Source organism: Duganella fentianensis, from assembly GCF_009857835.1.
Classification (GTDB): domain Bacteria; phylum Pseudomonadota; class Gammaproteobacteria; order Burkholderiales; family Burkholderiaceae_D; genus Rugamonas; species Rugamonas fentianensis.
In genome coordinates, this window is the sequence record NZ_WWCL01000003.1 from 315792 (window position 1) to 341354 (window position 25563).

General features: G+C 59.5%; 26 protein-coding genes. 20 read left to right on the forward strand and 6 right to left on the reverse strand.

The window, feature by feature from the left end; genetic code table 11:
• The first annotated feature begins 6 nt into the window (after nucleotides 1-6).
• Both GTP23_RS14460 and GTP23_RS14465 read left to right on the forward strand, forming a co-directional pair.
• The gene (locus tag GTP23_RS14460; protein ID WP_161035821.1) at nucleotides 7-990 is read left to right on the forward strand and encodes a branched-chain amino acid ABC transporter permease; all 984 of its coding nucleotides are present in this window, start codon (nucleotides 7-9) and stop codon (nucleotides 988-990) included.
• 114 nt (nucleotides 991-1104) lie between these two features.
• Complete coding sequence (locus tag GTP23_RS14465; RefSeq protein ID WP_161035822.1) at nucleotides 1105-3171, forward strand: 3-hydroxybutyrate oligomer hydrolase family protein; 2067 nt, start codon at nucleotides 1105-1107, stop codon at nucleotides 3169-3171.
• 36 nt (nucleotides 3172-3207) lie between these two features.
• Here GTP23_RS14465 and GTP23_RS14470 read toward each other — a convergent pair whose 3' ends face one another.
• Nucleotides 3208-4374 (reverse strand): iron-containing alcohol dehydrogenase, encoded by a 1167-nt coding sequence (locus GTP23_RS14470; protein WP_161035823.1) that lies wholly within the window; start codon nucleotides 4372-4374, stop codon nucleotides 3208-3210.
• Between the two features lie 142 nt (nucleotides 4375-4516).
• On the opposite strand from GTP23_RS14470, the gene GTP23_RS14475 reads away from it, so the two are divergent.
• From GTP23_RS14475 to GTP23_RS14545, 15 genes are all read left to right on the forward strand, one after another.
• Entirely contained in the window at nucleotides 4517-5281 is a 765-nt protein-coding gene (locus GTP23_RS14475) for a sulfite exporter TauE/SafE family protein (RefSeq protein WP_161035824.1), read from the forward strand.
• 187 nt (nucleotides 5282-5468) lie between these two features.
• Nucleotides 5469-7412, forward strand: a complete 1944-nt coding sequence (gene mnmG / locus GTP23_RS14480) for a tRNA uridine-5-carboxymethylaminomethyl(34) synthesis enzyme MnmG (RefSeq protein ID WP_161035825.1) — start codon at nucleotides 5469-5471, stop codon at nucleotides 7410-7412.
• Nucleotides 7409-8059: a 16S rRNA (guanine(527)-N(7))-methyltransferase RsmG gene (gene rsmG, locus GTP23_RS14485; protein ID WP_161035826.1), complete on the forward strand. Its 651-nt coding sequence runs from the start codon at nucleotides 7409-7411 to the stop codon at nucleotides 8057-8059. Before mnmG ends, rsmG begins: the two co-directional genes overlap by 4 nt.
• A gap of 132 nt (nucleotides 8060-8191) precedes the next feature.
• Complete coding sequence (locus GTP23_RS14490; protein ID WP_155435592.1) at nucleotides 8192-8962, forward strand: ParA family protein; 771 nt, start codon at nucleotides 8192-8194, stop codon at nucleotides 8960-8962.
• A gap of 9 nt (nucleotides 8963-8971) precedes the next feature.
• Nucleotides 8972-9859, forward strand: a complete 888-nt coding sequence (locus GTP23_RS14495) for a ParB/RepB/Spo0J family partition protein (protein WP_161035827.1) — start codon at nucleotides 8972-8974, stop codon at nucleotides 9857-9859.
• 226 nt (nucleotides 9860-10085) lie between these two features.
• Nucleotides 10086-10442: an ATP synthase subunit I gene (locus GTP23_RS14500; RefSeq protein ID WP_371866844.1), complete on the forward strand. Its 357-nt coding sequence runs from the start codon at nucleotides 10086-10088 to the stop codon at nucleotides 10440-10442.
• 21 nt (nucleotides 10443-10463) lie between these two features.
• Nucleotides 10464-11267, forward strand: a complete 804-nt coding sequence (gene atpB, locus GTP23_RS14505) for a F0F1 ATP synthase subunit A (RefSeq protein ID WP_155435589.1) — start codon at nucleotides 10464-10466, stop codon at nucleotides 11265-11267.
• Nucleotides 11268-11331: 64 nt separating this feature from the next.
• On the forward strand, nucleotides 11332-11613 hold the full coding sequence (gene atpE, locus GTP23_RS14510; RefSeq protein WP_155435588.1) for a F0F1 ATP synthase subunit C: 282 nt from the start codon (nucleotides 11332-11334) through the stop codon (nucleotides 11611-11613).
• 42 nt (nucleotides 11614-11655) lie between these two features.
• Nucleotides 11656-12126, forward strand: a complete 471-nt coding sequence (locus GTP23_RS14515; protein ID WP_155435587.1) for a F0F1 ATP synthase subunit B — start codon at nucleotides 11656-11658, stop codon at nucleotides 12124-12126.
• A gap of 2 nt (nucleotides 12127-12128) precedes the next feature.
• Entirely contained in the window at nucleotides 12129-12674 is a 546-nt protein-coding gene (locus tag GTP23_RS14520; RefSeq protein ID WP_161035828.1) for a F0F1 ATP synthase subunit delta, read from the forward strand.
• Between the two features lie 62 nt (nucleotides 12675-12736).
• Nucleotides 12737-14278, forward strand: a complete 1542-nt coding sequence (gene atpA / locus GTP23_RS14525) for a F0F1 ATP synthase subunit alpha (RefSeq protein ID WP_155435585.1) — start codon at nucleotides 12737-12739, stop codon at nucleotides 14276-14278.
• A 52-nt stretch (nucleotides 14279-14330) separates the two neighbouring features.
• The gene (atpG, locus tag GTP23_RS14530) at nucleotides 14331-15206 is read left to right on the forward strand and encodes a F0F1 ATP synthase subunit gamma (protein ID WP_155435584.1); all 876 of its coding nucleotides are present in this window, start codon (nucleotides 14331-14333) and stop codon (nucleotides 15204-15206) included.
• Between the two features lie 29 nt (nucleotides 15207-15235).
• On the forward strand, nucleotides 15236-16636 hold the full coding sequence (gene atpD / locus GTP23_RS14535; protein ID WP_155435583.1) for a F0F1 ATP synthase subunit beta: 1401 nt from the start codon (nucleotides 15236-15238) through the stop codon (nucleotides 16634-16636).
• 61 nt (nucleotides 16637-16697) lie between these two features.
• The gene (locus GTP23_RS14540) at nucleotides 16698-17120 is read left to right on the forward strand and encodes a F0F1 ATP synthase subunit epsilon (protein WP_155435582.1); all 423 of its coding nucleotides are present in this window, start codon (nucleotides 16698-16700) and stop codon (nucleotides 17118-17120) included.
• 225 nt (nucleotides 17121-17345) lie between these two features.
• A complete protein-coding gene (locus GTP23_RS14545; RefSeq protein ID WP_161035829.1) occupies nucleotides 17346-18020 on the forward strand; it encodes a cyclic di-GMP-binding domain-containing protein, MshE-related in 675 nt (224 codons plus the stop codon).
• A 12-nt stretch (nucleotides 18021-18032) separates the two neighbouring features.
• Here GTP23_RS14545 and speD read toward each other — a convergent pair whose 3' ends face one another.
• Genes speD through GTP23_RS14570 form a run of 5 tightly spaced genes read right to left on the reverse strand, consistent with a single transcriptional unit; the run spans nucleotide 18033 to nucleotide 21536 of the window.
• On the reverse strand, nucleotides 18033-18434 hold the full coding sequence (speD, locus tag GTP23_RS14550; RefSeq protein ID WP_161035830.1) for an adenosylmethionine decarboxylase: 402 nt from the start codon (nucleotides 18432-18434) through the stop codon (nucleotides 18033-18035).
• Nucleotides 18431-18610 (reverse strand): hypothetical protein, encoded by a 180-nt coding sequence (locus GTP23_RS14555; protein WP_161035831.1) that lies wholly within the window; start codon nucleotides 18608-18610, stop codon nucleotides 18431-18433. Before GTP23_RS14555 ends, speD begins: the two co-directional genes overlap by 4 nt.
• Nucleotides 18607-20085 (reverse strand): DUF4178 domain-containing protein, encoded by a 1479-nt coding sequence (locus GTP23_RS14560; RefSeq protein ID WP_161035832.1) that lies wholly within the window; start codon nucleotides 20083-20085, stop codon nucleotides 18607-18609. The genes GTP23_RS14555 and GTP23_RS14560 overlap by 4 nt, the downstream gene beginning before the upstream one ends.
• 19 nt (nucleotides 20086-20104) lie before the next feature.
• Nucleotides 20105-21133 (reverse strand): SPFH domain-containing protein, encoded by a 1029-nt coding sequence (locus tag GTP23_RS14565; protein WP_161035833.1) that lies wholly within the window; start codon nucleotides 21131-21133, stop codon nucleotides 20105-20107.
• Between the two features lie 16 nt (nucleotides 21134-21149).
• Nucleotides 21150-21536, reverse strand: coding sequence for a DUF350 domain-containing protein (locus GTP23_RS14570; RefSeq protein ID WP_161035834.1), 387 nt, complete (start codon nucleotides 21534-21536; stop codon nucleotides 21150-21152).
• A 51-nt stretch (nucleotides 21537-21587) separates the two neighbouring features.
• Between GTP23_RS14570 and GTP23_RS14575 the strand changes: the two genes are divergently transcribed.
• Genes GTP23_RS14575 through GTP23_RS14585 form a run of 3 tightly spaced genes read left to right on the forward strand, consistent with a single transcriptional unit; the run spans nucleotide 21588 to nucleotide 25563 of the window.
• Nucleotides 21588-23099, forward strand: a complete 1512-nt coding sequence (locus tag GTP23_RS14575; protein ID WP_161035835.1) for a polyamine aminopropyltransferase — start codon at nucleotides 21588-21590, stop codon at nucleotides 23097-23099.
• The gene (locus GTP23_RS14580) at nucleotides 23099-24724 is read left to right on the forward strand and encodes an NAD(P)-binding protein (RefSeq protein ID WP_161035836.1); all 1626 of its coding nucleotides are present in this window, start codon (nucleotides 23099-23101) and stop codon (nucleotides 24722-24724) included. The genes GTP23_RS14575 and GTP23_RS14580 overlap by 1 nt, the downstream gene beginning before the upstream one ends.
• Nucleotides 24721-25563 (forward strand): polyphosphate kinase 2 family protein, encoded by an 843-nt coding sequence (locus GTP23_RS14585; protein WP_161035837.1) that lies wholly within the window; start codon nucleotides 24721-24723, stop codon nucleotides 25561-25563. The genes GTP23_RS14580 and GTP23_RS14585 overlap by 4 nt, the downstream gene beginning before the upstream one ends.

Here is a 25563-nt window from a genome sequence, read left to right on the forward strand (position 1 = left end):
CCGACTATGCATAAGAAAATTGCTTATACCCTCGCACTACTGGTGGCGCTGCTGGCGCCGTTTATCGGCTATCCCGTGTTTCTGGCCAAGCTGCTGTGCTTCTCGCTGTTTGCCTGCGCCTTCAATCTGCTGATCGGCTATACGGGCTTGCTGTCGTTTGGTCACGCGGCCTTCTTCGGCGCCGCCGGCTATGTGGCGGGCAATGCCATGAAAGTCTGGGGCTGGCCCGTCGAGCTGGGCTTGCTGGCCGGTGTCGCCGCTGGCGCGCTGATCGGTCTGGTGATGGGCGCGCTGGCAATCCGCCGGCAGGGCATCTACTTCTCCATGATCACGCTGGCGCTGGCGCAGATGGTGTACTTCGGTGCACTGCGCGCCGGTGAGTTCACGGGCGGCGAAGATGGGCTGCAGGGCGTACCACGTGGCAAGCTGTTCGGCTCTATCGATCTGGGCAACGATGTGGCGCTGTACTTCTTCGTGCTGGCCGTGTGCATACTCGCGTTTATGCTGATCGTGCGCACCATCCATTCGCCGTTCGGGCAGGTGCTGAAAGCCATCAAGGAAAACGAGCCGCGTGCCATTTCGCTGGGCTATGACGTGGACCGCTACAAGCTGCTGGCGTTTGTGCTGTCCGCTGCGCTGGCCGGGCTGGCCGGTGCGTCGAATATGCTGGTGCAGGGTTTTGAAACGCTGACCGATGTGCACTGGAGTATGTCGGGTCTGGTGATTCTGATGACGCTGGTAGGGGGCATGGGCACGCTGGCCGGTCCTGTGCTAGGCGCCATCATCATCATCGCGCTGGAAAACAAGCTGGGCGATCTGGGCATCGCGCTGGCCAGCCGCAGCGGCATCGAATGGTTTAACACGCTCGGTGAAGCGGTCAGCATGGTGACGGGCCTGATCTTCATTGCCTGCGTGCTGCTGTTCCGCCGCGGCATAGTGGGCGAAATCATCGCCCGCCTGCCGAATGGCAATAACAAGAAAGCTGCATAGGAAAGCTGCATAAGGCTTCAGGCTTGATGCAGCACAGGCGCCGGACGAACAGTCCGGCGCTTTTTTTTCGTCCGGCGTACATTGGCATTCCACCTTTTTTCTGCCGGGGTAGATATGTCGATCAGGATACTGGGGCTGGCGCTGGCCGGCTGTGCGCTGGCTGGCTGCGGTTCATATCATCTTCATGATGACGAGCCTGAAACGCTGAATCTGGCGCCCGCTTTTCTCGGCACGATCACCACCACCAGCTACGATGGCCTGAGCGACGATTTGCTGACCGCCGGGCTGGGCGCCAGTGGGCTGGCAGGGCCTACCCCTGCCTATGCCGATCCGGCGCGTCCTACGGCCTCTGAGCTGCGTCGTAACGCCATCTATGCCAATTACCGTGCCGTGCTCGATATCGCCGCCAATAGCGGCTATGGCACGCTGTACGGCCCGAATGTGGATGCGGCCGGGATAGCAGGCAGCGGCCAGGGGCTGGTGGCCGGAACGGAGTATCTGGCCTACGCCGATGACGGCAGTGGCCAGCAGAACGTCACGCTGATGGTGCAAGTGCCTGCCAGTTTCGATCCGGCCCAGCCCTGCATCGTGACGGCTACCTCCAGCGGTTCGCGTGGCGTGTATGGTGCCATCGGCAGCGCAGGCGAGTGGGGGCTGAAGAATCGCTGTGCCGTGGCATACAGCGACAAGGGCAGCGGCACGGGGCTGTACACCTTCGATGACGATAGCGTGAACCTGCAGAACGGGGTGCGGGCGACACGCCTGTCGGCAGGCAAGGCCGCCAGTTTTGCACCGGCGCTCGATGATGCGGGGCGTGCTGCCTACGCTGCGGCTTTCCCTGCGCGCATAGCGTTCAAGCATGCTCACTCGCAGCAGAATCCGGAAAAGGACTGGGGCAGGATGACGCTGCAGGCAGTGGAATTTGCTTTCTATGTGCTCAACGAAAAGTACGGCATGCTGGCGCGCGATGGCCAGCACCACCTGCAGCGCTTTTCTCCGAACAACACCATCACGATAGCCTCCAGCATATCCAATGGCGGCGGAGCAGCCTTGCGGGCGGCCGAACAGGATAGCAAGGGCTTGATCAGCGGCGTGGCGGTCAGCGAGCCGCAAGTGCAGCCAGCTAGCAGCGGCACTTACACGGTGCGGCAGGGCACTGCTGCCGTGAGCGGTTATGGCAAGGCGCTGTTTGATTATTCCACTTATGCGGCGCTGTATCAGCCCTGCATAGCCGCCTTGCCGGCGGCGCCCGGACGGTGTACGGCGCTGGTAGCGAAAGGCTTGCTGGCCGGTGCCGATCTGGCGGCGCAGCAGGCCGATGCCAGAGCACGTCTGAAAGCCTATGGCTGGCTAGCTGATTCCGATCCCCTGCAATCGGCCCACGCGGGCACCAATGTGCTGGTGGCTGTCACTTACGCTTATGCTTATGGCAAGTTTTCCGTGACGGACAAGCTGTGCGGATTTTCCTTCGCGGCGACCGATGCCAGCGGGATTCCGGCCGCCCTGACAGCCGCCCAGCGCGCCAGCAGTTTCGCCAGCCAGAACGGCATCGTCGGCAATGTGGTCTACGAGGATGCTGTAGGCGGTGCCCGGGCCTATCAGTTCGGTGTTTCGGCCAGCAGCAATCTGGCCGACCAGTCGCTTGATGGTTTTCTGTGTCTGCGCGCACTGGCGACGGGGGTAGACCCTGTCAGCGGTGCGGCGCTCAGCCCTGCACTGGCCGCACAGAGCGCACGGGTCAAGGCCGGCATGGCCGAGGTGCAGGCGAGCGGCAACCTGCATGGCAAGCCGGCCATCATCGTGCATGGGCGCAGCGATACGCTGATCCCCGTGAACTTTGCTTCGCGCGCCTATCTGGGGTTGAACGCGTCGGTGGAAGGGGCGAGCAGCCAGCTACGCTATGTCGAAGTACTCAATGCCAACCACTTCGATTCCTTTAGCAATGCGCTGCCTGCCAATATCGTGCCGCTGCACGTGTATCTGTTCCGTGCGCTCGATGCCATGCTGGCTCATCTGCGTAATCCGGCGCGGGCACTGCCGCCTTCGCAGGTAGTGCGCACGCTGGTACGTAGCGATAACACGACGCCCGTTACGTTGCTGAATGTACCGGCGCTGGCCACGGCGCCGCCGCTGATGGACGCCATCATCGTCAGCGGCAATACCGTGACGGTGCCGGATTGAGCTAGCGTGCAGTTGCCGGCAGGCCTGGGTGCAGGCTCACAGTGCTGCGGCGTAGATGGCACGCGCATCGGCATGTCCGACATGGCGCAGATTATTTCCCAGCAGCCTGGTCTGCAGCATGGCGTCGTCGGCCAGTTTGTCCAGATCCTGTTCCGTTATGCCTACCTGCTGTAGCCGCCGTTCGATGCCGGCAGAAGCCGCTAGTTGCTCCATTGCAACCACCAGCGCTTCAGCCAGCGCTTCCGTACTGCCGCTGGCCTGTGGCACCACCACCTCGGCCAGTTCGGCATATAGCGGCATGGCGACCGGCATATTGAAGCGCAGCACATGGGGTAGCACGAGTGAATTGGACAGGCCGTGCGGCACATGGAAGTTGCCGCCTATGGGATAGGCTAGCGCATGGACAGCGGCCACCGGTGCATTCGAGAAGGCCTGCCCCGCCAGCATGGCACCCAGCAGCATGGCCTGACGGGCCACCAGATCTCGCCCGTGTTCGCAGACATGCAGCAGATTGGCTGACAGCAGGCTAAGCGCCTGTTTCGCCAGCATGTCCGACAGCGGATTTTTTTTATGGCGTGTGGTGTAGGCCTCGATGGCGTGCACCATGGCATCGATGCCTGTCGCCGCCGTCACGGCGGGTGGCAGGCCCAGCGTCAGCTCGGCATCGAGCAATGCAAGATCGGCATAGAGTTGCGGCGCGACGATGCCCATTTTTGTGGTAGCACCCGTCGTTACGATGGCGATGTTGGTGACTTCCGAACCCGTGCCGGCCGTGGTGGGAATCTGCACCAGCGGTAGCCGGTGGCCGGCCACATTGCCTATGCCGTAGATGGCACTGAGTGCCTGATCGCTATTGGCCAGCACGGCGATCAGCTTGGCCACATCCATGGAACTGCCGCCGCCTATGCCGATGATGATATCGCTGCCAGCCACCCGCGCCACTTCCAGCGCATCGAGGATGGTCTGCTCCGGCGGGTCGGCGATCACTTCCGAATAGATCTCGCAGGCCAGACCTGCTGCCTTGACGCTGGCCACGGGCGCTTGTACCAGACCGGTACGGAGAAAGCCGGCATCCGTGATGAACAGGGCACGGCGGGCGTGTGGGAAGTGCTGGCGTAGATGGGCACCTAGGTTGGCTGCAGCACCCGGTTCGGCAACGATGTGGGCGACGGTGCTGAAGGCAAACGGGGGGAATTCGGGCATGGGATTTCCTCGTTTAGCTGAGTTTTGGCAGACCGTTCTAGCTTACTCCATGTATGCGTGATCGGCATGAACGCGGTGAAATTTCTTCCGTACAATGTAGCCTTCGCCCAGACGGGGTAGTGCAGGATAGCTGAAGGTTCTTATGGTTGATTATCTGTTGTTGGGCGTGGCGGCATTCAGTGCCGGTCTGGTGGATGCAGTGGTGGGTGGCGGCGGGCTAATACAGTTGCCCACCATGTTTTCGGTGTTCCCCAATATGGCGCCGGCCACGCTGATCGGGACCAACAAGCTGGCCAGTATTTTCGGTACCAGCGTCGCGGCGGTCAGCTATGCACGGCGGGTAGCGATCGCGTGGTCGGTGGCGGCACCGGCCGCGATCGCAGCGCTGGTGTTTGCCTTCCTCGGCGCCTACACGGTGACGCAGGTGTCGGCCGAGTTCATGCGCCTGCTGCTGCCCATCGTGCTGGTTGCCGTCGCGGCCTATACCTTCGCCCGCAAGGATTTCGGTTCGGTCCATGCACCCGTGCACAGCGGGACGAAGGAACAGACGCTGGCGCTGCTGGTCGGTTCCGGCATCGGCTTTTACGATGGCTTCTTCGGTCCCGGTACTGGCAGCTTTCTGGTGTTCCTGTTCGTACGCATCTTCGGCTTCGATTTCCTTGGCGCGTCGGCCGTGGCCAAGGTGGTCAATGTGGCCTGCAACTTTGCCGCCCTGATCTGGTTCGGTTACAGCGGCCATCTGATCTGGCAGTTAGGTCTGATGATGGCGGTCTGCCAGATAGCCGGTGCCTTCATCGGTTCGCGGCTGGCAATGAAACATGGCAGTGGTTTTGTCCGGCAACTGTTCCTGATCGTAGTGTGCTTGCTGATCCTGAAAACGGGCTACGATGCCTGGCTGAGGTGGTAGCGGGAACACCTGACTGTTCCACGTGAAACAATATAGGTATCAAAGTGAGGGCACAGGACCACCATCCTGTGCCCTTTTTCATTGTTTCACGTGGAACAAACGCAGAAAAATTTGTGCTTAAAAAAGTCGCAGCTGCAAAAAGACTCTATAATCTGACCTTGATCCCCACGCTTTAAAGCATTCCAACATGTTATTTCCTACTCAATTCGACGTCATCGTGGTCGGCGGTGGTCACGCCGGTACCGAGGCTGCGCTCGCTTCTGCCCGCATGGGACAGAAGACTTTGCTGCTCACGCACAATATCGAGACGCTGGGCCAGATGTCGTGCAACCCGTCCATCGGCGGTATCGGCAAGGGCCATCTGGTCAAAGAAGTCGACGCCATGGGCGGTGCTATGGCCATCGCAACCGATGAATCGGGCATCCAGTTCCGTATTCTGAACTCTTCCAAAGGCCCTGCCGTTCGCGCTACCCGCGCGCAGGCCGACCGTATTCTGTACAAACAGGCCATCCGTTCGCGGCTGGAAAACCAGCCTAATCTGTGGCTGTTCCAGCAGGCTGTGGACGACCTGATGGTGGAGGGCGACCGCGTAGTCGGCGCCGTCACCCAGATCGGTCTGAAATTCCTCGCGCCGGCCGTAGTGCTGACGGCTGGTACGTTCCTCGACGGGAAGATTCACGTGGGCCTGCAGAACTATTCCGCAGGCCGTGCCGGCGACCCGCCAGCCATCTCGCTGTCGGCCCGTCTGAAGGAACTCAAGCTGCCCCAAGGTCGTCTGAAAACGGGTACGCCGCCGCGTATCGATGGCCGCAGCATCGACTTCGCTGCCATGACGGAACAGCCCGGTGATCTCGATCCCGTGCCAGTGTTCTCCGTGATGGGCAACGCCGCTATGCACCCGCAGCAAATGCCTTGCTGGGTGACGCATACCAACACCCGCACGCACGACATCATCCGTGCCGGTCTCGATCGCAGCCCCATGTACACGGGCGTGATCGAAGGCGTGGGTCCGCGTTACTGCCCGTCCATCGAAGACAAAATCCACCGCTTCTCGGCCAAGGAATCGCACCAGATATTCCTGGAACCGGAAGGCCTGACCACCAACGAGTTCTACCCGAACGGCATCTCTACCAGCCTGCCATTCGACGTGCAGATCGAACTGGTGCGCTCGATGAAGGGCATGGAAAACGCCCACATACTGCGTCCCGGCTATGCCATCGAATACGATTATTTCGACCCGCGCGGCCTCAAAGCGTCGCTAGAAACCAAGGCCATCAACGGTCTGTATTTCGCTGGCCAGATCAACGGCACCACGGGTTACGAAGAAGCGGCAGCGCAGGGTATGCTGGCCGGCATCAATGCCGCGCTGCAGACGCAAGGCCGCGAAGCGTGGACGCCAGCCCGTTCTGAAGCCTATCTGGGCGTGCTGGTCGACGATCTGGTGACGCAGGGTGTGCAGGAACCGTACCGCATGTTCACCAGCCGGGCCGAGTACCGCCTGAGTCTGCGCGAAGACAATGCCGACATGCGCCTGACGGAAATCGGCCGCCAACTCGGTTGTGTGGGCGATGTGCAGTGGCAGGCTTTCGAGGAAAAACGCGAAGCCGTGGCGCGCGAACTCGAGCGTCTGCGCTCCACGTGGGTCAACCCGCGCATCCTCGCAGCGGCCGAATCGGAACGTGTGATTGGTCAAGCCATCGAGCGTGAATACTCGCTGGCCGACCTGCTGCGCCGCCCCGGTGTGGACTACGATAAGCTGATGAGCCTGTCCGGTGTGGATGGCCGCGAACTGGCCGGCCCCGGTGTGACGGATGAAGCCGTGCGCGAACAGGTGGAAATCCAGCTCAAATATTCGGGCTATATCGACCGTCAGTTGCGCGAAGTAGAGCGCCACGAGCACTACGAAAACCTCAAGCTGCCGGAAGGTTTCAGCTATCTGGACATCACTGCGCTGTCGGTGGAAGTACGCCAGAAACTGCATGCCCAGCGCCCTGAAACGCTGGGTCAGGCATCGCGTATTTCCGGCGTAACGCCGGCCGCGATCTCGCTGTTGCTGGTGCATTTGAAGAAGACGGGCTATGGCGGTTTCATCGCCGAAGCCGATGCAAAGAAGGATGAGGCTGTTCAATGAAGGTGTTTGACCGCGCTGCAATAGCGGACGTTTTACAGCAGGGCATTACCGCGCTGGAGCTGAATCTGGACGAGGCACAGGTAGCCAAACTGCTCGATTATCTGGCCCTGCTGAACAAGTGGAATTCGGTGTACAACCTGACGTCGGTGCGTGATCCCATGCAGATGGTAACGCTGCACGTGCTCGATTCGCTGGCCGCCGTGCCGGCGTTTGCCGGCGCGCAGAATGTGCTCGATGTGGGTGCCGGTGGCGGTCTGCCCGGCATGGTGCTGGCCATCAGCCGGCCCGATATGAAGGTAGCGATGATCGACACGGTGCACAAGAAGACGGCTTTCCTGAATCAGGTGAAAGCCGAGCTGGAACTGAGCAATGTCACGGTGTACACCAAGCAGGTGCAGCAGCTGGAAGTGAAGACCAAGTTCGATGTGATTACTTCGCGTGCCTTTGCCGACCTGTCGGACTTCGTCAACTGGTCGGGCCATCTGCTGCAGGAGGGCGGCCAGTTCATCGCCCTGAAAGGCACGGCACCGGAGGACGAGCGCGAGCGACTGCCAGCGCCATGGAAAGTGCAGAAACTACAGCCTCTGGCGGTACCGGGGCTGGACGCAGAGCGCCATCTGGTATTCATACAGGCTGAAGCGGAATAAACAATCTATACGGTATAAACGGTTTATATAGTTTATTAAGTATAAATAATATAAATCGTTTATACCGTTTTAATAGTATAAATAATTAGTGGCGATTTTTTAAAACACCACGAGAGTAACAAGAAGAAATACATGGCGAAAATTTTTTGCGTAGCGAATCAAAAGGGCGGCGTCGGCAAGACCACCACCACGGTGAATCTGGCCGCCGGCCTGGCCAAGCTGAACCAGCGCGTGCTGCTGGTGGATCTGGACCCGCAAGGCAATGCAACGATGGGCGCCGGCATTAACAAGGCCGGCCTGTCGGCATCCACTTATGAAGTCATGCTGGGCACCTCCGATGTCGCTACGGCGCGTCAGCGTTCCGAGCCGGGCCACTTCGATGTGCTGCCTTCGAACCGCGAACTGGCTGGTGCCGAAGTCGAGATGGTGGAACTGGATAACCGCGAGCGCCGCCTCAAGGATGCACTGGCCGTGGTCGACAAGGAATACGACTTCGTGCTGATCGACTGCCCGCCGGCGCTGTCCATGCTGACCCTGAACGGCCTGTGCGCAGCACACGGTGTGATCATACCCATGCAGTGCGAATACTATGCACTGGAAGGGCTGTCCGATCTGGTCAACACCATCAAGAAAGTGCACGCCAATCTCAACCCCGACCTGAAGATCATCGGTCTGCTGCGCGTGATGTTCGATCCGCGCATGACGCTGTCGCAGCAAGTCTCGGCCCAGCTCGAGCAGCACTTCGGTGACAAGGTTTTCAAAACCATCATCCCGCGTAATGTACGTCTGGCTGAAGCGCCGTCCTACGGCGTGCCGGGCGTGACTTTCGACCCGAGCTCGAAAGGTGCGCAGGCCTATATCGCTTTCGGCGCCGAGATGGTCAAACGCATCAAGAAAATGTAAGGCAATCTCATGGCAACCAAAAAAATGAAAGGCCTCGGTCGCGGCCTGGACGCCCTGTTGGGCGGAAATGGCGATCTGAACACGGCGGATGCGAATACCCCGTCCACCTTGCCCGTCGCGCAGATGCAGGCTGGTAAATATCAACCTCGTACCCGCATGGACGAGGGTGGTTTGCAGGAACTGGCTGCGTCCATCAAGACGCAGGGCATCATGCAGCCGATCCTGGTACGTCCCGTTGGCACGGACAAGAAGAGCGGCAATACCAAATATGAAATCATCGCCGGCGAGCGCCGTTTCCGCGCCGCCCAGTTAGCAGGTCTGGAAGAACTGCCGGTGCTGGTACGTGATGTGGACGATCAGGCCGCCGCCGCTATGGCGCTGATCGAAAACATGCAGCGCGAAGATCTCAATCCGCTGGAAGAGGCGCAAGGTATCCACCGTCTGATTACGGACTTCGCCTTCACCCATGAACAGGCTGCCAACGCGGTGGGCCGTTCTCGCAGTGCAGTATCGAATCTGCTGCGTCTGATGAATCTGGCGTCGGCCGTGCAGACCATGCTGATGGCCGGCGATATCGATATGGGCCATGCGCGTGCACTGCTGGCCGTCGATGGCGCTACCCAGATCACGCTGGCCAATCTGGTCATCGCCAAGCGACTGTCGGTACGCGAAACGGAAAAACTGGTTAACAAGACGCTGGAAGAGCAGAAGGCCGCACCGGCCGAGGCACGCCAGAAAGAAAAGTCGGGCGACATCGTCCGTCTCGAAGAAGAACTGTCCGATACGCTGGCCACGCCGGTGGTATTCAAGATGGGTAGCAAAGGCCGTGGTCAGATGATCATCGACTTTGCCGACCTCGACATCCTGGAAGGCGTGCTGGCCCGCTTGCGTGCCTGATTTTTCCTGCGGACCACTTTATTGTCATTTTGAACATAAATTGGTCTGCAAGCTATCTGGTTCCAACTTGGTGCAAAGCGGTCCGAAATGGTTTTAAAAGCGTCGCTTTCGTGCACCAAATGCTCTGCTGCGGTGCAGCAAAGTTTGACGCACTACATTAAAGACACATATAATCCCGTGTCTTTGTGGTTTATCGGCGGCTTGGGAGCTAGTCAAATTGAGAGATGTGACGAGTGATTCCAGACCGATATTCAAGGTTGTGGCCCTGCAGTTGGTGATCGTCACCGCATTTGCCTTATTGGCATGGATCTGGGCCGGACCCAACAAAGCATGGTCGGCCGCGTATGGCGGAGCAGTCGCAGTCATCGGTAGTCTGATGTACGCGATTTTCGTCACGCGCGGATCAAACGATCCCAAAGTAGTGTTCCGGTCGCATGTACGGGCCGAAGTAATGAAAATTTTTACAACAGTAGTGCTGTTCATCGTCGCGCTAGTGTTGTTTCAGTCGGCCGCATGGTTATGGCTGATCTTAGGTTTCGCGGTGGCAACCTTGGCATACTGGTTCTCACTGCTCGCAGTTTAATCACCAAAATCTAATACTATTATGACCACAGAAAATGCTGTTGAGGGAGCGCACCACGCGCCGACTTCCATCGAATACATCCAGCACCACCTGAGCCACCTCAAGTCTGCTGACGGTACTTTCAACCTGGACACGTTCTGGGTTTCGGCCATTCTGGGCTTTATTTTCCTCGGTGTGTTCTACCTGGCAGCGCGTCGCGCCACCGCCGGCGTACCGGGCAAGCTGCAGAACTTCGTAGAAGCCGTGATGGATCTGGTCAATGAAGTGGTCAATTCCGCATTCCACGCCAAGAGCGCCGTGATCGCCCCGCTGGCCATCACCATCTTCTGCTGGGTCTGGCTGATGAACGCCATGGACTTCCTGCCAGTCGACCTGCTGCCTCAGCTGCTGAGCAATTTCGGCGTCCACAAGCTGCGCGTTGTGCCTACCGCCGACGTCAACCACACCTTCGGCATGTCGTTCGGCGTCATGCTGTGCATTATTGGTTTCTCGATCAAAGCCAAAGGTCTCGGCGGCTGGGGTAAAGAGCTGTTCACCGCACCATTCCACGCACATGGCTTCATGGCTGTGGTTCTGGCACCGGTCAACTTCATCTTCCAGATGATCGAGTTGCTGGCTAAGCCACTGTCGCTGTCGCTGCGGTTATTCGGCAATATGTACGCCGGCGAACTGCTGTTCATCCTGATCGCTCTGTTGCCATGGTGGGCGCAGTGGCTGCTCGGTGGTCCATGGGTTATCTTCCACATCCTGGTGGTGACCCTGCAAGCGTTTGTGTTTATGGCGCTGACTGTGGTGTATCTGAGCCTCGCGGTTGAGAAACATTAAGTTTAAAAATCTGTTTTCACTTTCTTAGTATCTGTAGTCTTTTTTAAAATCTTAGGAGAAATAAATGCAAGCTCTGATCGCACAAGTACAAGGCATGACCGTTCTGGCCGCAGCTATCATCATCGGCCTGGCCGCTATCGGTACCGCTCTCGGTTTCGCAATTCTGGGCGGCAAATTCCTGGAAGCTTCGGCACGTCAGCCTGAACTGATGCCACAACTGCAAACCAAACTGTTCGTTATCGCTGGTCTGCTGGACGCGATCTCGATGATCGGCGTTGGTGTTGCTCTGCTGTACACCTTCAGCAACCCATTCCTGGCCGCTATCATCGCCGCTGCTGGTAAGTAATTCGCTCCCTTCTAGGAGAAACTTTTAGTTAGGAGCAAAGGTATGGACATCAATATGTCTCTTCTCGGGCAGATGATCACCTTCGCGGTGCTGGTCTGGGTCTCGATGAAGTTCGTATTTCCTTCGCTGAATGCAGCGTTGGATGAGCGTGCCAAGCGTATCGCTGATGGTCTGGCTGCGGCCGACCAAGGCCAGGCTGCGATGGTCATGGCTGAAAAACGTGCCGGCGAAGCGCTGGCCGGTGCGCGCGAAGAAGCTTCGCAACGCGTTGCAGACGCTGAAAAGCGTGCGCAACTGGTCGCAGAAGAAATCAAAGCTAATGCACAAGCCGAAGCAGACCGCATCATTGCGCAAGCTAAAGCCGACGCCGATCAGCAACTGGCCAAGGCGCGTGAAGCGCTGCGCGCTCAGGTGGCTGACCTGGCTGTGAAGGGCGCCGAGCAAATCCTCAAGCGCGAAGTCAATGCATCGGCTCACGCTGATCTGTTGTCGCGCCTGTCTGTCGAGCTGTAATCATGGCAGAAAACGCAACCGTCGCCCGTCCCTACGCGGAAGCTCTGTTCCGCGTAGCCCAAGCAGGTAAGGAATCGTTCACCCTCGCGGCGTGGTCCGAACTGGTCGCCGAACTGGCCCAGATCGGTGCCCACCCCGAGGTACAAGCATTCGCCCGCAATCCGAAAGCTTCGGCTAGCGATGTGAGCGCCGCCATTACGGCACTGGTGAAATCGCCATTGAATCAGGAAGCCAAAAACTTCCTGAGCATGCTGGTCGAAAACGGCCGCGTCAGTCTGCTGCCGGAAATCGGCAGCCAGTTCCAGGCGCTGAAAAACGCCGTGGAAGGTGCAGCTGATGCGGAAATCACTAGCGCATTCGATCTGAGCTCGGCTCAGGTGACCGAACTGGTCGCCACGCTGGAAAAGAAATTCAGCCGCAAGCTGAACCCGGTAGTTACCGTGGATCCGGCCCTGATCGGTGGTGTGCGTGTGGTCGTCGGCGATGAAGTGCTGGACACTTCGGTACGCGCCAAGCTGCAGCAAATGCGTGTTGCGCTGGTGGCGTAAGCGTCGCTTAGAACAGATTCTTCATCTCGCGTAAGCTGAGAGAAACACTTTTAGGAGTTAGTATGCAACTCAACCCATCTGAAATCAGCGAGCTGATCAAGAGCCGTATTCAAGGCCTTGATGGTGGCGCTGAAGTACGTAACCAAGGCACGGTGATTTCCGTTGCTGACGGTATCGTCCGCATTCACGGTCTGTCCGAAGTAATGCAGGGCGAAATGCTGGAATTCCCAGGTAACACCTTCGGTCTGGCAATGAATCTGGAGCGTGACTCCGTCGGCGCCGTGATTCTGGGTGCTTACGAGCACATCTCCGAAGGCGACACGGTGAAATGCACCGGCCGTATTCTGGAAGTGCCAGTTGGTCCTGAACTGCGTGGCCGTGTGGTCAACGCTCTGGGCCAGCCTATCGACGGCAAAGGCGCTGTCGATGCCAAACTGACCTCGCCGATCGAAAAAATCGCTCCGGGCGTTATCGCCCGTGAATCCGTGTCGCAGCCTATGCAGACCGGCCTGAAATCGATCGATGCGATGGTACCTATCGGTCGTGGCCAGCGTGAGCTGATCATTGGTGACCGTCAGACCGGTAAATCCGCCGTAGCCGTTGATGCCATCATCAACCAAAAAGGTCAGGGCATGACCTGTATCTACGTCGCGATCGGTCAGAAAGCTTCGACCATCAAGAACATCGTGCGTTCGCTGGAACAGCACGGCGCGCTGGAGTACACCATTGTGGTGGCTGCTTCGGCTGCTGAATCGGCTGCTATGCAGTACATCTCGGCCTACTCGGGCTGCACCATGGGCGAATACTTCCGCGACCGTGGCGAAGATGCACTGATCGTCTACGATGACCTGTCGAAACAAGCTGTGGCTTACCGTCAGATCTCCCTGCTGCTGCGTCGTCCACCAGGCCGCGAAGCTTACCCAGGTGACGTGTTCTACCTGCACTCGCGTCTGCTGGAGCGTGCTGCTCGCGTGAACGCTGACTACGTCGAAGCCTTCACCGGCGGCGCAGTCAAAGGTAAAACCGGTTCGCTGACCGCACTGCCTATCATCGAAACCCAGGCGGGTGACGTGTCGGCCTTCGTGCCTACCAACGTGATTTCGATTACCGACGGTCAGATCTTCCTGGAAACCTCGCTGTTCAACGCTGGTATCCGTCCTGCAATTAACGCCGGTATTTCCGTATCGCGTGTGGGTGGTGCAGCGCAGACCAAGGTTATCAAAAACCTGTCCGGCGGTATCCGTACCGACCTGGCACAGTACCGTGAACTGGCTGCGTTCGCGCAGTTCGCTTCCGATCTGGACGAATCGACCCGCAAACAGCTGGACCGTGGTGCGCGCGTGACCGAACTGCTGAAGCAGGCTCAGTACTCGCCACTGTCGATCTCGCTGATGGCTGCTTCGCTGTTCGCTGTCAACAAGGGTTACCTCGATGACGTAGCAGTGAAACAAGTGCTGTCCTTCGAAGCTGGCCTGCACAGCTACCTGAAGACCAAACAAGCTGCGCTGCTGGCGAAGATTGAAGAAACCAAGCAACTGGACAAAGACGGCGAAGCTGCGCTGTCGGCTGCCATTGCTGACTTCAAAAAATCCGGCGCATTTTAAGCGGCAAGGCGATCCTGCGGGATCGCCCTCAGCGCAGAAGGAGTAAGGACTCATGGCAGTAGGCAAAGAGATACGAGGCAAGATCAAGAGCGTAGAAAATACGAAGAAGATCACCAAGGCGATGGAAATGGTCGCCGCATCGAAAATGCGCAAAGCGCAGGATCGTATGCGCGCCGCCCGTCCCTACAGTGAGAAGATTCGGAATATCGCCGCTAATCTGGCCACCGCAAATCCGGAATTCACCCACCCGTTCCTGGCTGAAGAGCAGAAGGAATCGGCCAAGGCTGTTGGCTTCATCGTTGTGACGACCGATAAAGGTCTGTGCGGCGGTATGAACACCAACGTGCTGCGTATGGTGACGGCGAAGACCCGTGAGCTGGAAACGGCTGGCAACAAGATTGCTGCGGTAGCTATCGGTAACAAAGGTTTGGGTTTTTTGAATCGCGTAGGCGTTCCTGTCGTTGCGCAAGTAACGCAGATCGGCGATACCCCGCATCTGGACAAACTGATCGGACCTGTCAAGGTCATGTTGGAAAAGTTCGAGAACGGCGAAATCGACGCAGTCTATCTGTGCTACACCAAGTTCATTAACACGATGAAACAAGAGCCGGTTGTGGAGCAATTGCTGCCACTGCCAGCGGCCAAGAAACAGGCAGATGCAGGTAATCACAACTGGGATTACATCTACGAGCCTGATGCGGCCAGCGTGATCAATGAACTGCTGGAGCGCTATGTAGAAGCGCTGGTGTACCAGTCGGTTGCGGAAAATCTGGCGTCGGAACAATCGGCGCGGATGGTGGCGATGAAGGCGGCAAGTGATAACGCCGGTAATGTGATCGGCGAACTGAAGCTGATCTACAACAAGACTCGTCAAGCTGCGATTACCAAAGAACTCTCTGAAATCGTCGCCGGTGCGGCAGCGGTTTAAACAAAACATTCAATATAGAAGGAACGAACATGGCTGATGGCAAAATCGTTCAGTGTATCGGCGCTGTGGTGGACGTTGAGTTTCCACGCGACGCGATGCCCAAGGTATTCGATGCCTTGAAAATGGCAGGCTCCGACCTGACCCTGGAAGTACAACAACAGCTGGGCGACGGCGTGGTCCGTACCATTGCTCTGGGTTCGTCGGACGGTCTGCGTCGCGGCATGCAGATCCAGAACACCGGCAAACCAATCATGGTTCCAGTAGGTAAAGCTACCCTGGGCCGTATTATGGACGTGCTGGGTAACCCGATCGACGAGTGCGGTCCAGTTGCTCACGACCAGATCGCTTCGATCCACCGTACCCCGCCTGCATACGACGAACTGTCGCCATCGCAGGATCTGCTGGAAACCGGTATCAAAGTTATTGACCTGGTTTGCCCATTCGCTAAAGGCGGTAAAGTGGGTCTGTTCGGCGGTGCAGGTGTAGGTAAGACCGTGAACATGATGGAACTGATCAACAACATCGCTAAAGCGCACTCGGGTCTGTCCGTGTTCGCCGGTGTGGGTGAGCGTACCCGTGAAGGTAACGACTTCTACCACGAGATGGCCGACGCTAAAGTAGTTGACCTGGAAAACCCAGCCAACTCGAAAGTAGCGATGGTGTACGGTCAGATGAATGAACCACCTGGTAACCGTCTGCGCGTTGCGCTGACCGGTCTGACCATCGCGGAATCGTTCCGTGACGAAGGTAAAGACGTTCTGTTCTTCGTGGACAACATCTACCGCTTCACCCTGGCCGGTACCGAAGTATCCGCACTGCTGGGCCGTATGCCTTCCGCAGTGGGTTACCAGCCTACCCTGGCCGAAGAAATGGGCCGTCTGCAAGAGCGTATTACCTCGACCAAAACCGGTTCGATTACCTCGATCCAGGCCGTGTACGTTCCAGCGGATGACTTGACCGACCCATCGCCAGCGACCACCTTCGGTCACTTGGATTCGACCGTGGTTCTGTCGCGTGACATCGCCTCGCTGGGTATCTACCCTGCCGTGGACCCACTGGATTCGACCTCGCGTCAGCTGGATCCGCTGGTGGTTGGTCAGGAACACTACGACACCGCCCGTGCTGTTCAGGGTACCCTGCAGCGCTACAAAGAACTGCGCGACATTATCGCGATTCTGGGTATGGACGAACTGGCACCGGAAGACAAACTGCTGGTAGCGCGTGCACGTAAGATGCAGCGTTTCCTGTCGCAGCCATTCCACGTTGCTGAAGTGTTTACCGGTTCGCCAGGTAAATACGTTTCGCTGAAAGATACGATCAAAGGCTTCAAGATGATCGCATCGGGCGAACTCGATCACCTGCCAGAACAAGCGTTCTACATGGTTGGCACGATCGATGAAGCCATCGAAAAAGCCAAGAAACTCAACTAATCATTGAGCTATTGCTGAGCGGTTCCGTACGCGGAACCGCATCACAACCGACAGGATAGACATGGCAAACACTATACACGTGGACGTGGTTTCCGCCGAGGAGTTGATCTACTCGGGCGAAGCCGAATTCGTCGCGTTGCCGGGCGAACAGGGCGAGCTGGGGATTTATCCCAAGCACACGCCGCTGATCACCCGCATCCGTCCGGGCGCAGTGCGCATCCAGATCCCAGGCCAGGCTGAAGAAGAGTTCGTCTTCGTCGCCGGCGGTCTGCTGGAAGTGCAACCGAACGCCGTGACGGTGCTGGCGGATACCGCGATTCGCGGCAAGGATCTGGACGAAGCCAAAGCGGCAGCGGCCAAGAAACGTGCCGAAGAATCGCTGGCAAACAACACTGCCGGCATCGACTACGCGAAAGCGCAGGCGGAACTGGCAGCAGCGATCGGCCAACTGGCCGCCATCGCCAAACTGCGCGCCAAGCACTAAGCAACGCAAGCAGCACAGCAAAAAGGCAGCCTCGGCTGCCTTTTTTTTCGTCCCGCCGCAGCGCTTGCGGCACCGGCCAGTGCGCCAGATCAATCCGTCGCCACCTCGCGCCCCTCCGCAGCAGGCCGGTTTCTAGATGAATGCCTCCACTCTGGACGGCTAGTACGGCCTTGTTTTAATGCTATCTTAGATGCTGATATTGCTGACATTGAGCGGAGAACGAGCATGGCATGGCTGCACGAATTTCATCATCGATCGAGGTTTGGCCAGTTGCTGGTCAAACGGGGGCTGATTACGCAGGAACAGCTGGACCGGGCCATCGCCCATCAGGAAGAGACCGGGCGCCGCCTCGGTGAAATCTTTACCGAGTGGGATGTGATTACCCACCAGCATCTCGACGAGCTGCTGCATAGCCAGCACAACATGCGCGCTGCTGCCGCCATGGCTGTCGCTTTACTGTCGCCGCTGACGGCCTTGGCTGCACCCGTCGCGCCGCAAACGCCGGCCAGTGCGCCTGCTGCAGCCTTGCAGCAACTGAGCGAAAGCGAAATGCGCGGCAGTTCCGCGCAGGGCCTGAGCGCCGATCTGGTGGCGCAGATCAGCCAGCCGGCCAGCGTGAACGGCGTCGCCGTCATAGGCGATATGGCCAAGCTGGTCAATCCCGTGCTGGGTTTTCTGGAAGCGGAGAGCAGCGTACGTAATGTCGTCTACGATGCGCGCAATGCCAGCGCCGCCATTCAGGCCGATGGCTCGCTGACTTTGCAGATGCCCACTTCCATCGGTGCGCTCAGCTTCAACAATGTCCACGTACGCGGCAATAGCGGCGGCAGCTTCGGCAGCGTGGAAGTGCGCGGCATAGATCTGAGCAGCACGGTGGTGTCGCTGGGCGTGCGCCACTAGGCCGTATTCGGGCTAGTGACCGGACGGCTGGGCGCGTCGTTCGATGATGCTGATCTGGCGGCTGGCTGGTGCCAGCGCCTGTTCGATCACGGCTAGCGCCAGCTCCGGTTGCGCCGTGCCGCACATGAAAATATCGGCGGCGGCGTAGCCATTTTCCGGCCAGGTATGGATGGTGATGTGGGACTCGGCCAGCAGCACCACACCCGTGACGCCCAGCCCCGTACCGAAGCCGTGGAAATGGCTGAACAGCACATGGGCACCGGCTGCCAGCGCGGCCTGGCGCAGCAGGCTTTCCAGCGTAGCGCAATCGCTCAGGCGCTGGGGTGCTATGCCGCTCAGGTCAGCCAGCAGATGCAGGCCGGCCGGCTGATGGATGGCCGCAGGGGCCAGTTCGGGCAAAGCGACGCGCTTCATTTGTGGCCGCCTCCGCCGGAACCGCCGCCATAGCTGCCGCCCCCGCCGCCTGTGTGCGAACTCCAGGTGCTACCGCGATAGCCATGGCCGGCACTGCTGCCACTGCCAAAACTGATCCAGCTGCTGGCCGATGTCACGAACGCCACCACGATGGCATACAGCAGATATTTGCTCATGACGACTCCCCGTTATCGAGGAACCAGGCAGGTAGGTAGATTGCCGCCGCGCCTATCAGGCTGAGGAACCAGGTGGAAGAAAAATTGATCAGCAAGGGGATCGCATTAAAAGCCAGCATCACCCAGATGACGCGCTGGGCCAGCCTGCGGTGATAGCGCGCATCGCGCCCGCTGCCCGCCGCTGTCGCTGTTCCGCGGCGAGGTGCGCCTTTGAACTGGCTGCCAAACCAGGCCGCCAGCTGGTCGGTCGCAACCGGGGCTGAGCGTGACCACGTCATTTCCTGCGCGGTGGTTTCGCTGGCCAGTCTGAGCTGGCCGGCGCTGTATTCCGATACCTGGGTACGGTCGCCGACGGCCACGCGCCAGTTGAAGGCGCCGGCGGCAAAAGTGACCACCGAGCCGTAGTCATACAGCTTGCTGTACTGGGTGCGCTCCACCACCACGCCCGGTGCACCGGGCTGGTAGCTGAGTGGCCATTCGGACAGCACATTGGCGCCGGACCAGCCTTCATCCGTTTCGACCAGCCACGAGAAACCGGCGCGCGTGCCGTACAGCAGATACTCGTTCCACTGCGTGCCTTCATCGTCGGCGCGGCGCATCATGCCGATGATGGTGAAATCCTGATTGTTGATGCGTGCCGTGGCACCCAGTTCTATGCTCATCGGTACGCTGGCCAGCCGCTCGCCGGCCGCCAGCACGGCCGCTTTGGGGCTGGCCGCATCGATCTGGCTGTGGCAGGACTGGCACACCAGCGTGGTGGTCACGCCGGGCAGGTATTTGATCTGCGTGCCGCAGGCAGGGCAGTCGAGCGCACTGAGTTTGCCCCGATAACGTCCCGCTGCGCGCTGGATCGCCTCGTCGTCGCGCAGTAGCTGGCATTGCAGGCTGTCGAGCGTGACGGCCAGCCCCGTGTAGATTACGGGCTGCGGACCATCCGAGTAATCGAGCGTGATGAATTCGCTGCCGCGGCGGAAGTCGGCCACGCGTGCCTGATAGCCATCGCCTACCTTGAACGGCAGCTCGCCCTGACCACCCACGCAGTCGGCCACGCGGATTTCGGCCGCCGTGTAGGGCGCGCCATTCAGATCGTAGGTATAGCCCGGATGTAGTGCGTCAAACGGTGGCAGCGCCGCCGTGCCGCGGTACTCGGCGGTGATGGTGTACAGGCCGGAGGAATCGCCCAGCCAGGAGGTGGTGCCGTCATCGAACAGCAGATACCACTCGTTCCACAACCCCGCGTCGTAGCGTAGCTGCAGCCGGCCCACTACCGTGAACGGGCGCTGGCCCAGCACGCCGCTGGTGCCGATCTGGATAGGCGAGTAGTCCTCCAGTACGGACGACATCTTGCCGAGATCGCGCACGGCATCGGCATCTTTCAGTACGCTGGTGCTGCAGTATTCGCAGACAGCCATGACCGAAGCATGCGAGCGGAAATGGACTTCCGCACCGCAGCTAGGACAGGAAACGGTTTGCATGTAGTTGCTGGCGCCCCGCTTAACCTATGAGTTTTTTCAGCAGTTCGGCTTTGCTGCTGTCGTAGTCGGTCGCCGAAATCAGGCCTTTGTCGAGCAGGCCTTTGAGTTTTTCCAGCCGCGCTTCGATGCTGTCTTCGGCCGCTGCAGTGGCCGGCGCTGCTGCTGCCGGCGCGATGGCACCACCCAGCGCCTGACCCATCACCTGACCGAGCGAGACGCCGGCACCGAGGCCCATGCCGAGGCCAGCCACGCCACCTTCGTTCTGGGCGGCCAGCGGAATCGCGTTGGCGGTCTGGTAGCGGGTATAACCGGTCATCTTGTCGGCGCTCATGCCGCCTTTCATACCGGCCGAAATCCGTTCGTCCAGTGCCGATTGCAGTTCTTCCGGCAGGCTCACGCTGGCCACGTTGAATTCATCGAGGCCGATGCCGTAGCGCGCGAAGGCCGTGCCCAGATCACCCTTGATCTGCTGCGCCATCAGCATCTGGTTGGCGGCCATGTCGAGGAAGGGCACTTGCGAGCTGCCCAGCGAACCGGCCATGCTGGCCATCAGGATGCCGCGCAGCTGTTCTTCCACCTCGTCGCGCGTGTACAGCTCGCGCGTACCGCTGATCTCCTTGAAGAACAGGCGCGGGTCCGTCACGCGGTAGGAATACATGCCGAAGGCGCGCACGCGCACCATGTCGAAATCCTTGTCGCGGATGGTGATCGGTTGCGGCGTGCCCCATTTGCGCGCCGTCTGCACGCGCGTGCTGAAGAAGTACACATCCGATTTGAACGGCGATTCGAACAGCTTGTCCCAGTTCATCAGGTTGGTCAGCAGGGGCAGGGTCTGGGTGCTCAGCTTGTGGGTGCCGGGGCCGAACACGTCGGCGATCTGGCCTTCGTTGACGAAGACGGCCATCTGCGATTCGCGCACGATCAGCACGCCGCCATTCTGGATTTCCTGATCCTGCATGGGGAAGCGCCACGCCAGTACGCCGTCGGCACTTTCGTTCCACTGAATTACGTCGATAAACTGCTTCTTGATAAAGCTACCGATGCCCATAATGGTCCTCGCGTTGTTAGGAAATGCAGGCGCCGTTGATGACGCCGATGGAAATGGAAATGGCGCCCAGCAGGCCGCCAAAAGCTGCGTTGTTGCCCTCGATCTGGTCTTTGGCCATGTTCAGCAGCCGCGTGGTGACGGCATAGGCCAGCATCTGGACCACCATGGCACCGGCGGCCCACATGACGAATTCGCGGTAGTCGGCCGTGTGCACGAGGGCCGAACCGATGGTGATGGAAAAGCCGATCAGCGCGCCGCCCAGTGACAGGGCTGCCGCCAGATTGCCCTGCCGGATCAGCAGTACTTCGTCAAACGGAGTCCAGGAAGTGTAGGCTTTGAAGAACACCGCCAGTAGCACGGCGGCCAGTAACAGGTGGATCAGATAATTTAGGATGGCGGGCACGGCACACCTTCAGTTAAAGTGGTTGACTTGATAATAGTGCAAAATCGACGAATGAACAAAAAGATTCTGATCCTGTCCGTTTTTGTGGTGGCTTCCTGTGGTCTGGCCTATGAACTGATCGCCGGCGCGCTGTCGAGCTACCTGCTGGGTGATTCTATCCTGCAGTTCTCCACCATCATCGGTTGCTATCTGTTTGCTATGGGTGTAGGTGCCCACCTGTCCAAATATGTGCGCGATGAAGATGTGCTGGCCCGCTTCGTCGATATCGAACTGGCGGTGGGACTGGTCGGTGGCCTGTCGGCCGCACTGCTGTTTCTGACCTTCTCGTGGATGGCCGCGCCGTTCCGCACGCTGCTGTATGTGATGGTGTTTCTGGTCGGCGCTTTCGTCGGCATGGAAGTGCCGCTGGTGATGCGTGCGCTGAATGCGCGCCAGACGGCGTTCAATGAACTGGTCAGCCGTGTGCTGACTTTCGATTATCTGGGTGCGCTGGCCGTATCGCTGCTGTTCCCGCTGGTGCTGGCGCCGTATCTGGGGCTGGTGCGTACGGGTTTCTTGTTCGGCATGCTCAATGTCGGCGTGGCCCTGTGGACAATTACCGTGTTCCGCACAGAGCTGCAGAATGTGGCAGGGCGTATGCTGCGCGCGGCCAGTGTGCTGTGCGTGCTGGTGTTCGGTTTTGCCTTTGCCGACAAGCTGACCTACTGGGGCGAGCATGGCCTGTTCGGCGATGAAATCGTATATGCCACCACCACGCCCTACCAGCGGCTGGTGATCACCCACTGGAAGGATGATCTGCGCCTGTACATCAACGGCAATCTGCAGTTTTCCTCGCGCGATGAATACCGCTATCACGAAGCGCTGGTGCATCCGGTACTGCAGCCGCTGCCATGGGCCAAACGGGTGCTGGTGCTGGGTGGCGGCGACGGCCTCGCGTTGCGCGAAATCCTGCGTTATCCACAGATCGAGCACGTGACGCTGGTCGATCTCGATCCGGCCATGACGGGCGCTTTCAGCAAGCGCGAAGAACTGGTCAAGCTCAATCACGGCTCGTTCAGCGACCAGCGCGTGCGGGTGATTAATGCCGATGCGGCGATCTGGCTGGAACAGCACGATGATATGTTTGATGCCGTGATCGTCGATTTCCCCGATCCGTCCAGCTTCGCACTGGGCAAGCTGTATTCCGTGCCGTTCTACGGCATGGTGAAAAAGCATCTGGCAGCCAACGGCCTGATGGTGGTGCAATCGACTTCGCCGTTCTTTGCGCCGCATGCCTACTGGACCATCGACGCCACGCTGCGCGAAGTGGGGCTGAAAACCTATCCCTACCACGCCTATGTGCCCTCGTTCGGCGAATGGGGCTTCATCCTCGCCACGCCGCAGGCCGACTACAGGGCGCCCACCAGCTACCGCCTGCCGATGCGCTATCTGAATGCCGACACGACGCGCGAAATGTTCAGCTTCCCGCCCGATATGCAGCGCCTGCCGATGGCGCCGAATCGCCTGAACACCCAGTCTCTCGTGCATGAATTCGAGCAGGACTGGCGCAGGGTGATACGCTGATGCTGCGTCGTTCGTTTCTGCTGTGGGCTGGCGCTTCCGGTGCGCTGGCCGCAGGCAGCGTGGCCGGTTTTCTGCGCTGGCGCGAAGTCACGCCTACCGTGCACTATCCGGGACGTGACGAAGGCCACTATCTGCGCGACCGCCGCGCCGTGCCGCCGCCATCCGAAGTGATAGAGACGGGCGTAGCCATCCTCGGCTCCGGCGTGGCCGGCCTGACGGCGGCGTGGAAGCTCAACAAGCTCGGTGTGCGCGACATGCTGATGATCGATGGCCCGCAACCGTATGGCAATGCGGCCGGCGGCGCGTTCGGCGAATATGCCTATCCTACCGGCGCCCACTATCTGCCGCTGCCTTCACCGGAGTCCGTGCATGTGCGCGATATACTGGCCGATCTGGGCATCATCCAGAAGGATGCGTATGCCGAGCAGCCCACTTACGACGAGCGCTACATCCTGCATGCGCCGGAAGAACGCTTGCTCAAAGACGGCCACTGGCAGGAAGGCTTTATTCCTACCGAAGGCGTGCCGCAATGGGAACGTGAGCAGCACGCGCGCTTTTTCGCCGAGGTGGCACGGCTGCGCCAGACCCGTGGCAATGATGGCCGGCGCGTGTTCGTATTTCCCACCGTGCTGTCGTCAGAAGACCCGCAGTGGCAGGCGCTCGATCAGATCACCCTGAAAGACTGGCTGACCCAGAACGGCTACACGGCACCCACGCTGCACTGGTATCTCAACTACTGCTGCCGTGATGATTACGGCACCCGCTACGATCAGGTGTCGGCATGGGCTGGGCTGCACTACTACTGCAGCCGCTGGGGGCAGGCCGCCAATGCAGGCAATGGTGCGTGGCTGACGTGGCCGGGCGGTCTGCAGCCGCTGGCCAGCGGACTGGAACGGGCATCCGGCATACAGCGCCGCGGCGGCACCGTGGTATCGCTGAAGGAAACGGCTAAGGGCATCGAAGCGCTGTGCTTTACGCTCAAGGATGGCCAGCCGCACAGCTATCTGGTGCGGGCGCGCAAAGCCATCTGCGCCATGCCGCTGTATGTCGCGGCGCGCGTGGTGGAGAACATCGCCGCCTACGGTTTCGATCCGGCCAAACATAGCCCTGCGTATGCGCCGTGGCTGGTGGCGAACTTTCTGCTCAAGCGCTTCCCGCACGAACTGCCGGACCAGCCGCTGTGCTGGGATAACGTGGTGTACAGCGAACCGGGCCTCGGTTATGTGGTGTCCACCCATCAGGATATCCGCGTACGGCCACCGGAAAAAACCGTGTTCAGCGCCTATGTGGCGCTGTCCGACCGCGACCCTGTCAGCGCGCGCAAATGGCTGCTGGCAGCCAGGCCCGATGAACTGCTGGCGCTGGCCAGCGCCGATCTGCATACGGCCTACGGCAGCGAGTTCGTATCCTGTGTGGAGCGCGTCGATATCACTCTGCGTGGCCATGCGATGGCAGCGCCGTTGCCGCATTTCCGCAGCAATGCCGGTGTGCGTGCGCTGCGCGAGCACGAGGGCCGCATCCTGTTCGCCCATGCCGATCTGTCGGGCTTTTCCGTGTTCGAGGAGGCGGCATGGTGGGGCTGCCGTGCGGCACAGCTCGCTGCCAGTGGTATGCTAGCTGCATGACCCATAATGCCCGCCAGCGCTTTCGCGCCTCGTCCCGCCTGAAACTGCGTGAAGCTGACGCAGGCAGGGCGGTATTTTCCAGCCGCACGGCCAATCCCGGGCTGACCAAGGCCAAAGCCAAGGCGCTCGACATCAAGCGCACGGGCGAGCTGATAGACCGCATTTCGGCCTTGCAGGACAAGCTCTACGCCCAGCACAACAAGAAAGTGCTGCTGGTGTTGCAGGGCATGGATACGGCCGGCAAGGATGGCACGGTGCGCGCCATGTTCAGCCGCGTCAATCCTATGGGCGTGCGCGCGGTGGCCTTCAAGTCGCCCACCGATAACGAGCTGGCGCACGATTATTTGTGGCGCGTGCACCAGCAGGTGCCGGTGAAAGGCGAGATCGCCATTTTCAACCGCAGCCATTACGAAGACGTGCTGATTACCCGCGTGCAGGGCATGATAGAGATGGAAGAATGCCAGCGCCGCTATGCCCAGATCCGCGATTTCGAACGCATGCTGTCCGAGACGGGGACGGTGATCGTCAAGGTCTTCCTGCATATCTCGAAAGAGGAACAGCGCCAGCGCCTGCAGGAGCGGCTCGATGATCCGGACAAGCAGTGGAAATTCAATCCGGCCGATATCGAGCAGCGTAAAAAATGGGCAGCCTATCAGCGCGCTTACGAAGACGCGATCCGCGAAACCAATCTGCCCCATGCGCCATGGTATGTGGTGCCGGCTAACTCCAAGACCCATCGCAATCTGGTGATCGCCAGCCTGCTGCTGGAAACGCTGGAGCATATGGATCTGCATTATCCGCCGCCCCATCCGGACCTGTCTTCCTTCACGGTGGAGTAA

Bases quoted from the DNA above. Each gene is read 5' to 3' on its own strand.
- GTP23_RS14520 (WP_161035828.1), top strand. From the start codon at position 12,129: ATGGCAGAAAACGCAACCGTCGCCCGTCCCTACGCGGAAGCTCTGTTC.
- GTP23_RS14580 (WP_161035836.1), top strand. From the start codon at position 23,099: ATGCTGCGTCGTTCGTTTCTGCTGTGGGCTGGCGCTTCCGGTGCGCTG.
- rsmG (WP_161035826.1), top strand. From the start codon at position 7,409: ATGAAGGTGTTTGACCGCGCTGCAATAGCGGACGTTTTACAGCAGGGC.
- speD (WP_161035830.1), bottom strand. From the start codon at position 18,434: ATGAAGCGCGTCGCTTTGCCCGAACTGGCCCCTGCGGCCATCCATCAG.
- GTP23_RS14490 (WP_155435592.1), top strand. From the start codon at position 8,192: ATGGCGAAAATTTTTTGCGTAGCGAATCAAAAGGGCGGCGTCGGCAAG.
- GTP23_RS14465 (WP_161035822.1), top strand. From the start codon at position 1,105: ATGTCGATCAGGATACTGGGGCTGGCGCTGGCCGGCTGTGCGCTGGCT.
- GTP23_RS14540 (WP_155435582.1), top strand. From the start codon at position 16,698: ATGGCAAACACTATACACGTGGACGTGGTTTCCGCCGAGGAGTTGATC.
- GTP23_RS14515 (WP_155435587.1), top strand. From the start codon at position 11,656: ATGGACATCAATATGTCTCTTCTCGGGCAGATGATCACCTTCGCGGTG.
- atpA (WP_155435585.1), top strand. From the start codon at position 12,737: ATGCAACTCAACCCATCTGAAATCAGCGAGCTGATCAAGAGCCGTATT.
- GTP23_RS14560 (WP_161035832.1), bottom strand. From the start codon at position 20,085: ATGCAAACCGTTTCCTGTCCTAGCTGCGGTGCGGAAGTCCATTTCCGC.
- atpG (WP_155435584.1), top strand. From the start codon at position 14,331: ATGGCAGTAGGCAAAGAGATACGAGGCAAGATCAAGAGCGTAGAAAAT.
- GTP23_RS14575 (WP_161035835.1), top strand. From the start codon at position 21,588: ATGAACAAAAAGATTCTGATCCTGTCCGTTTTTGTGGTGGCTTCCTGT.
- atpE (WP_155435588.1), top strand. From the start codon at position 11,332: ATGCAAGCTCTGATCGCACAAGTACAAGGCATGACCGTTCTGGCCGCA.
- GTP23_RS14475 (WP_161035824.1), top strand. From the start codon at position 4,517: ATGGTTGATTATCTGTTGTTGGGCGTGGCGGCATTCAGTGCCGGTCTG.
- GTP23_RS14585 (WP_161035837.1), top strand. From the start codon at position 24,721: ATGACCCATAATGCCCGCCAGCGCTTTCGCGCCTCGTCCCGCCTGAAA.
- atpB (WP_155435589.1), top strand. From the start codon at position 10,464: ATGACCACAGAAAATGCTGTTGAGGGAGCGCACCACGCGCCGACTTCC.
- GTP23_RS14555 (WP_161035831.1), bottom strand. From the start codon at position 18,610: ATGAGCAAATATCTGCTGTATGCCATCGTGGTGGCGTTCGTGACATCG.
- GTP23_RS14495 (WP_161035827.1), top strand. From the start codon at position 8,972: ATGGCAACCAAAAAAATGAAAGGCCTCGGTCGCGGCCTGGACGCCCTG.
- atpD (WP_155435583.1), top strand. From the start codon at position 15,236: ATGGCTGATGGCAAAATCGTTCAGTGTATCGGCGCTGTGGTGGACGTT.
- mnmG (WP_161035825.1), top strand. From the start codon at position 5,469: ATGTTATTTCCTACTCAATTCGACGTCATCGTGGTCGGCGGTGGTCAC.
- GTP23_RS14470 (WP_161035823.1), bottom strand. From the start codon at position 4,374: ATGCCCGAATTCCCCCCGTTTGCCTTCAGCACCGTCGCCCACATCGTT.
- GTP23_RS14545 (WP_161035829.1), top strand. From the start codon at position 17,346: ATGGCATGGCTGCACGAATTTCATCATCGATCGAGGTTTGGCCAGTTG.
- GTP23_RS14460 (WP_161035821.1), top strand. From the start codon at position 7: ATGCATAAGAAAATTGCTTATACCCTCGCACTACTGGTGGCGCTGCTG.
- GTP23_RS14565 (WP_161035833.1), bottom strand. From the start codon at position 21,133: ATGGGCATCGGTAGCTTTATCAAGAAGCAGTTTATCGACGTAATTCAG.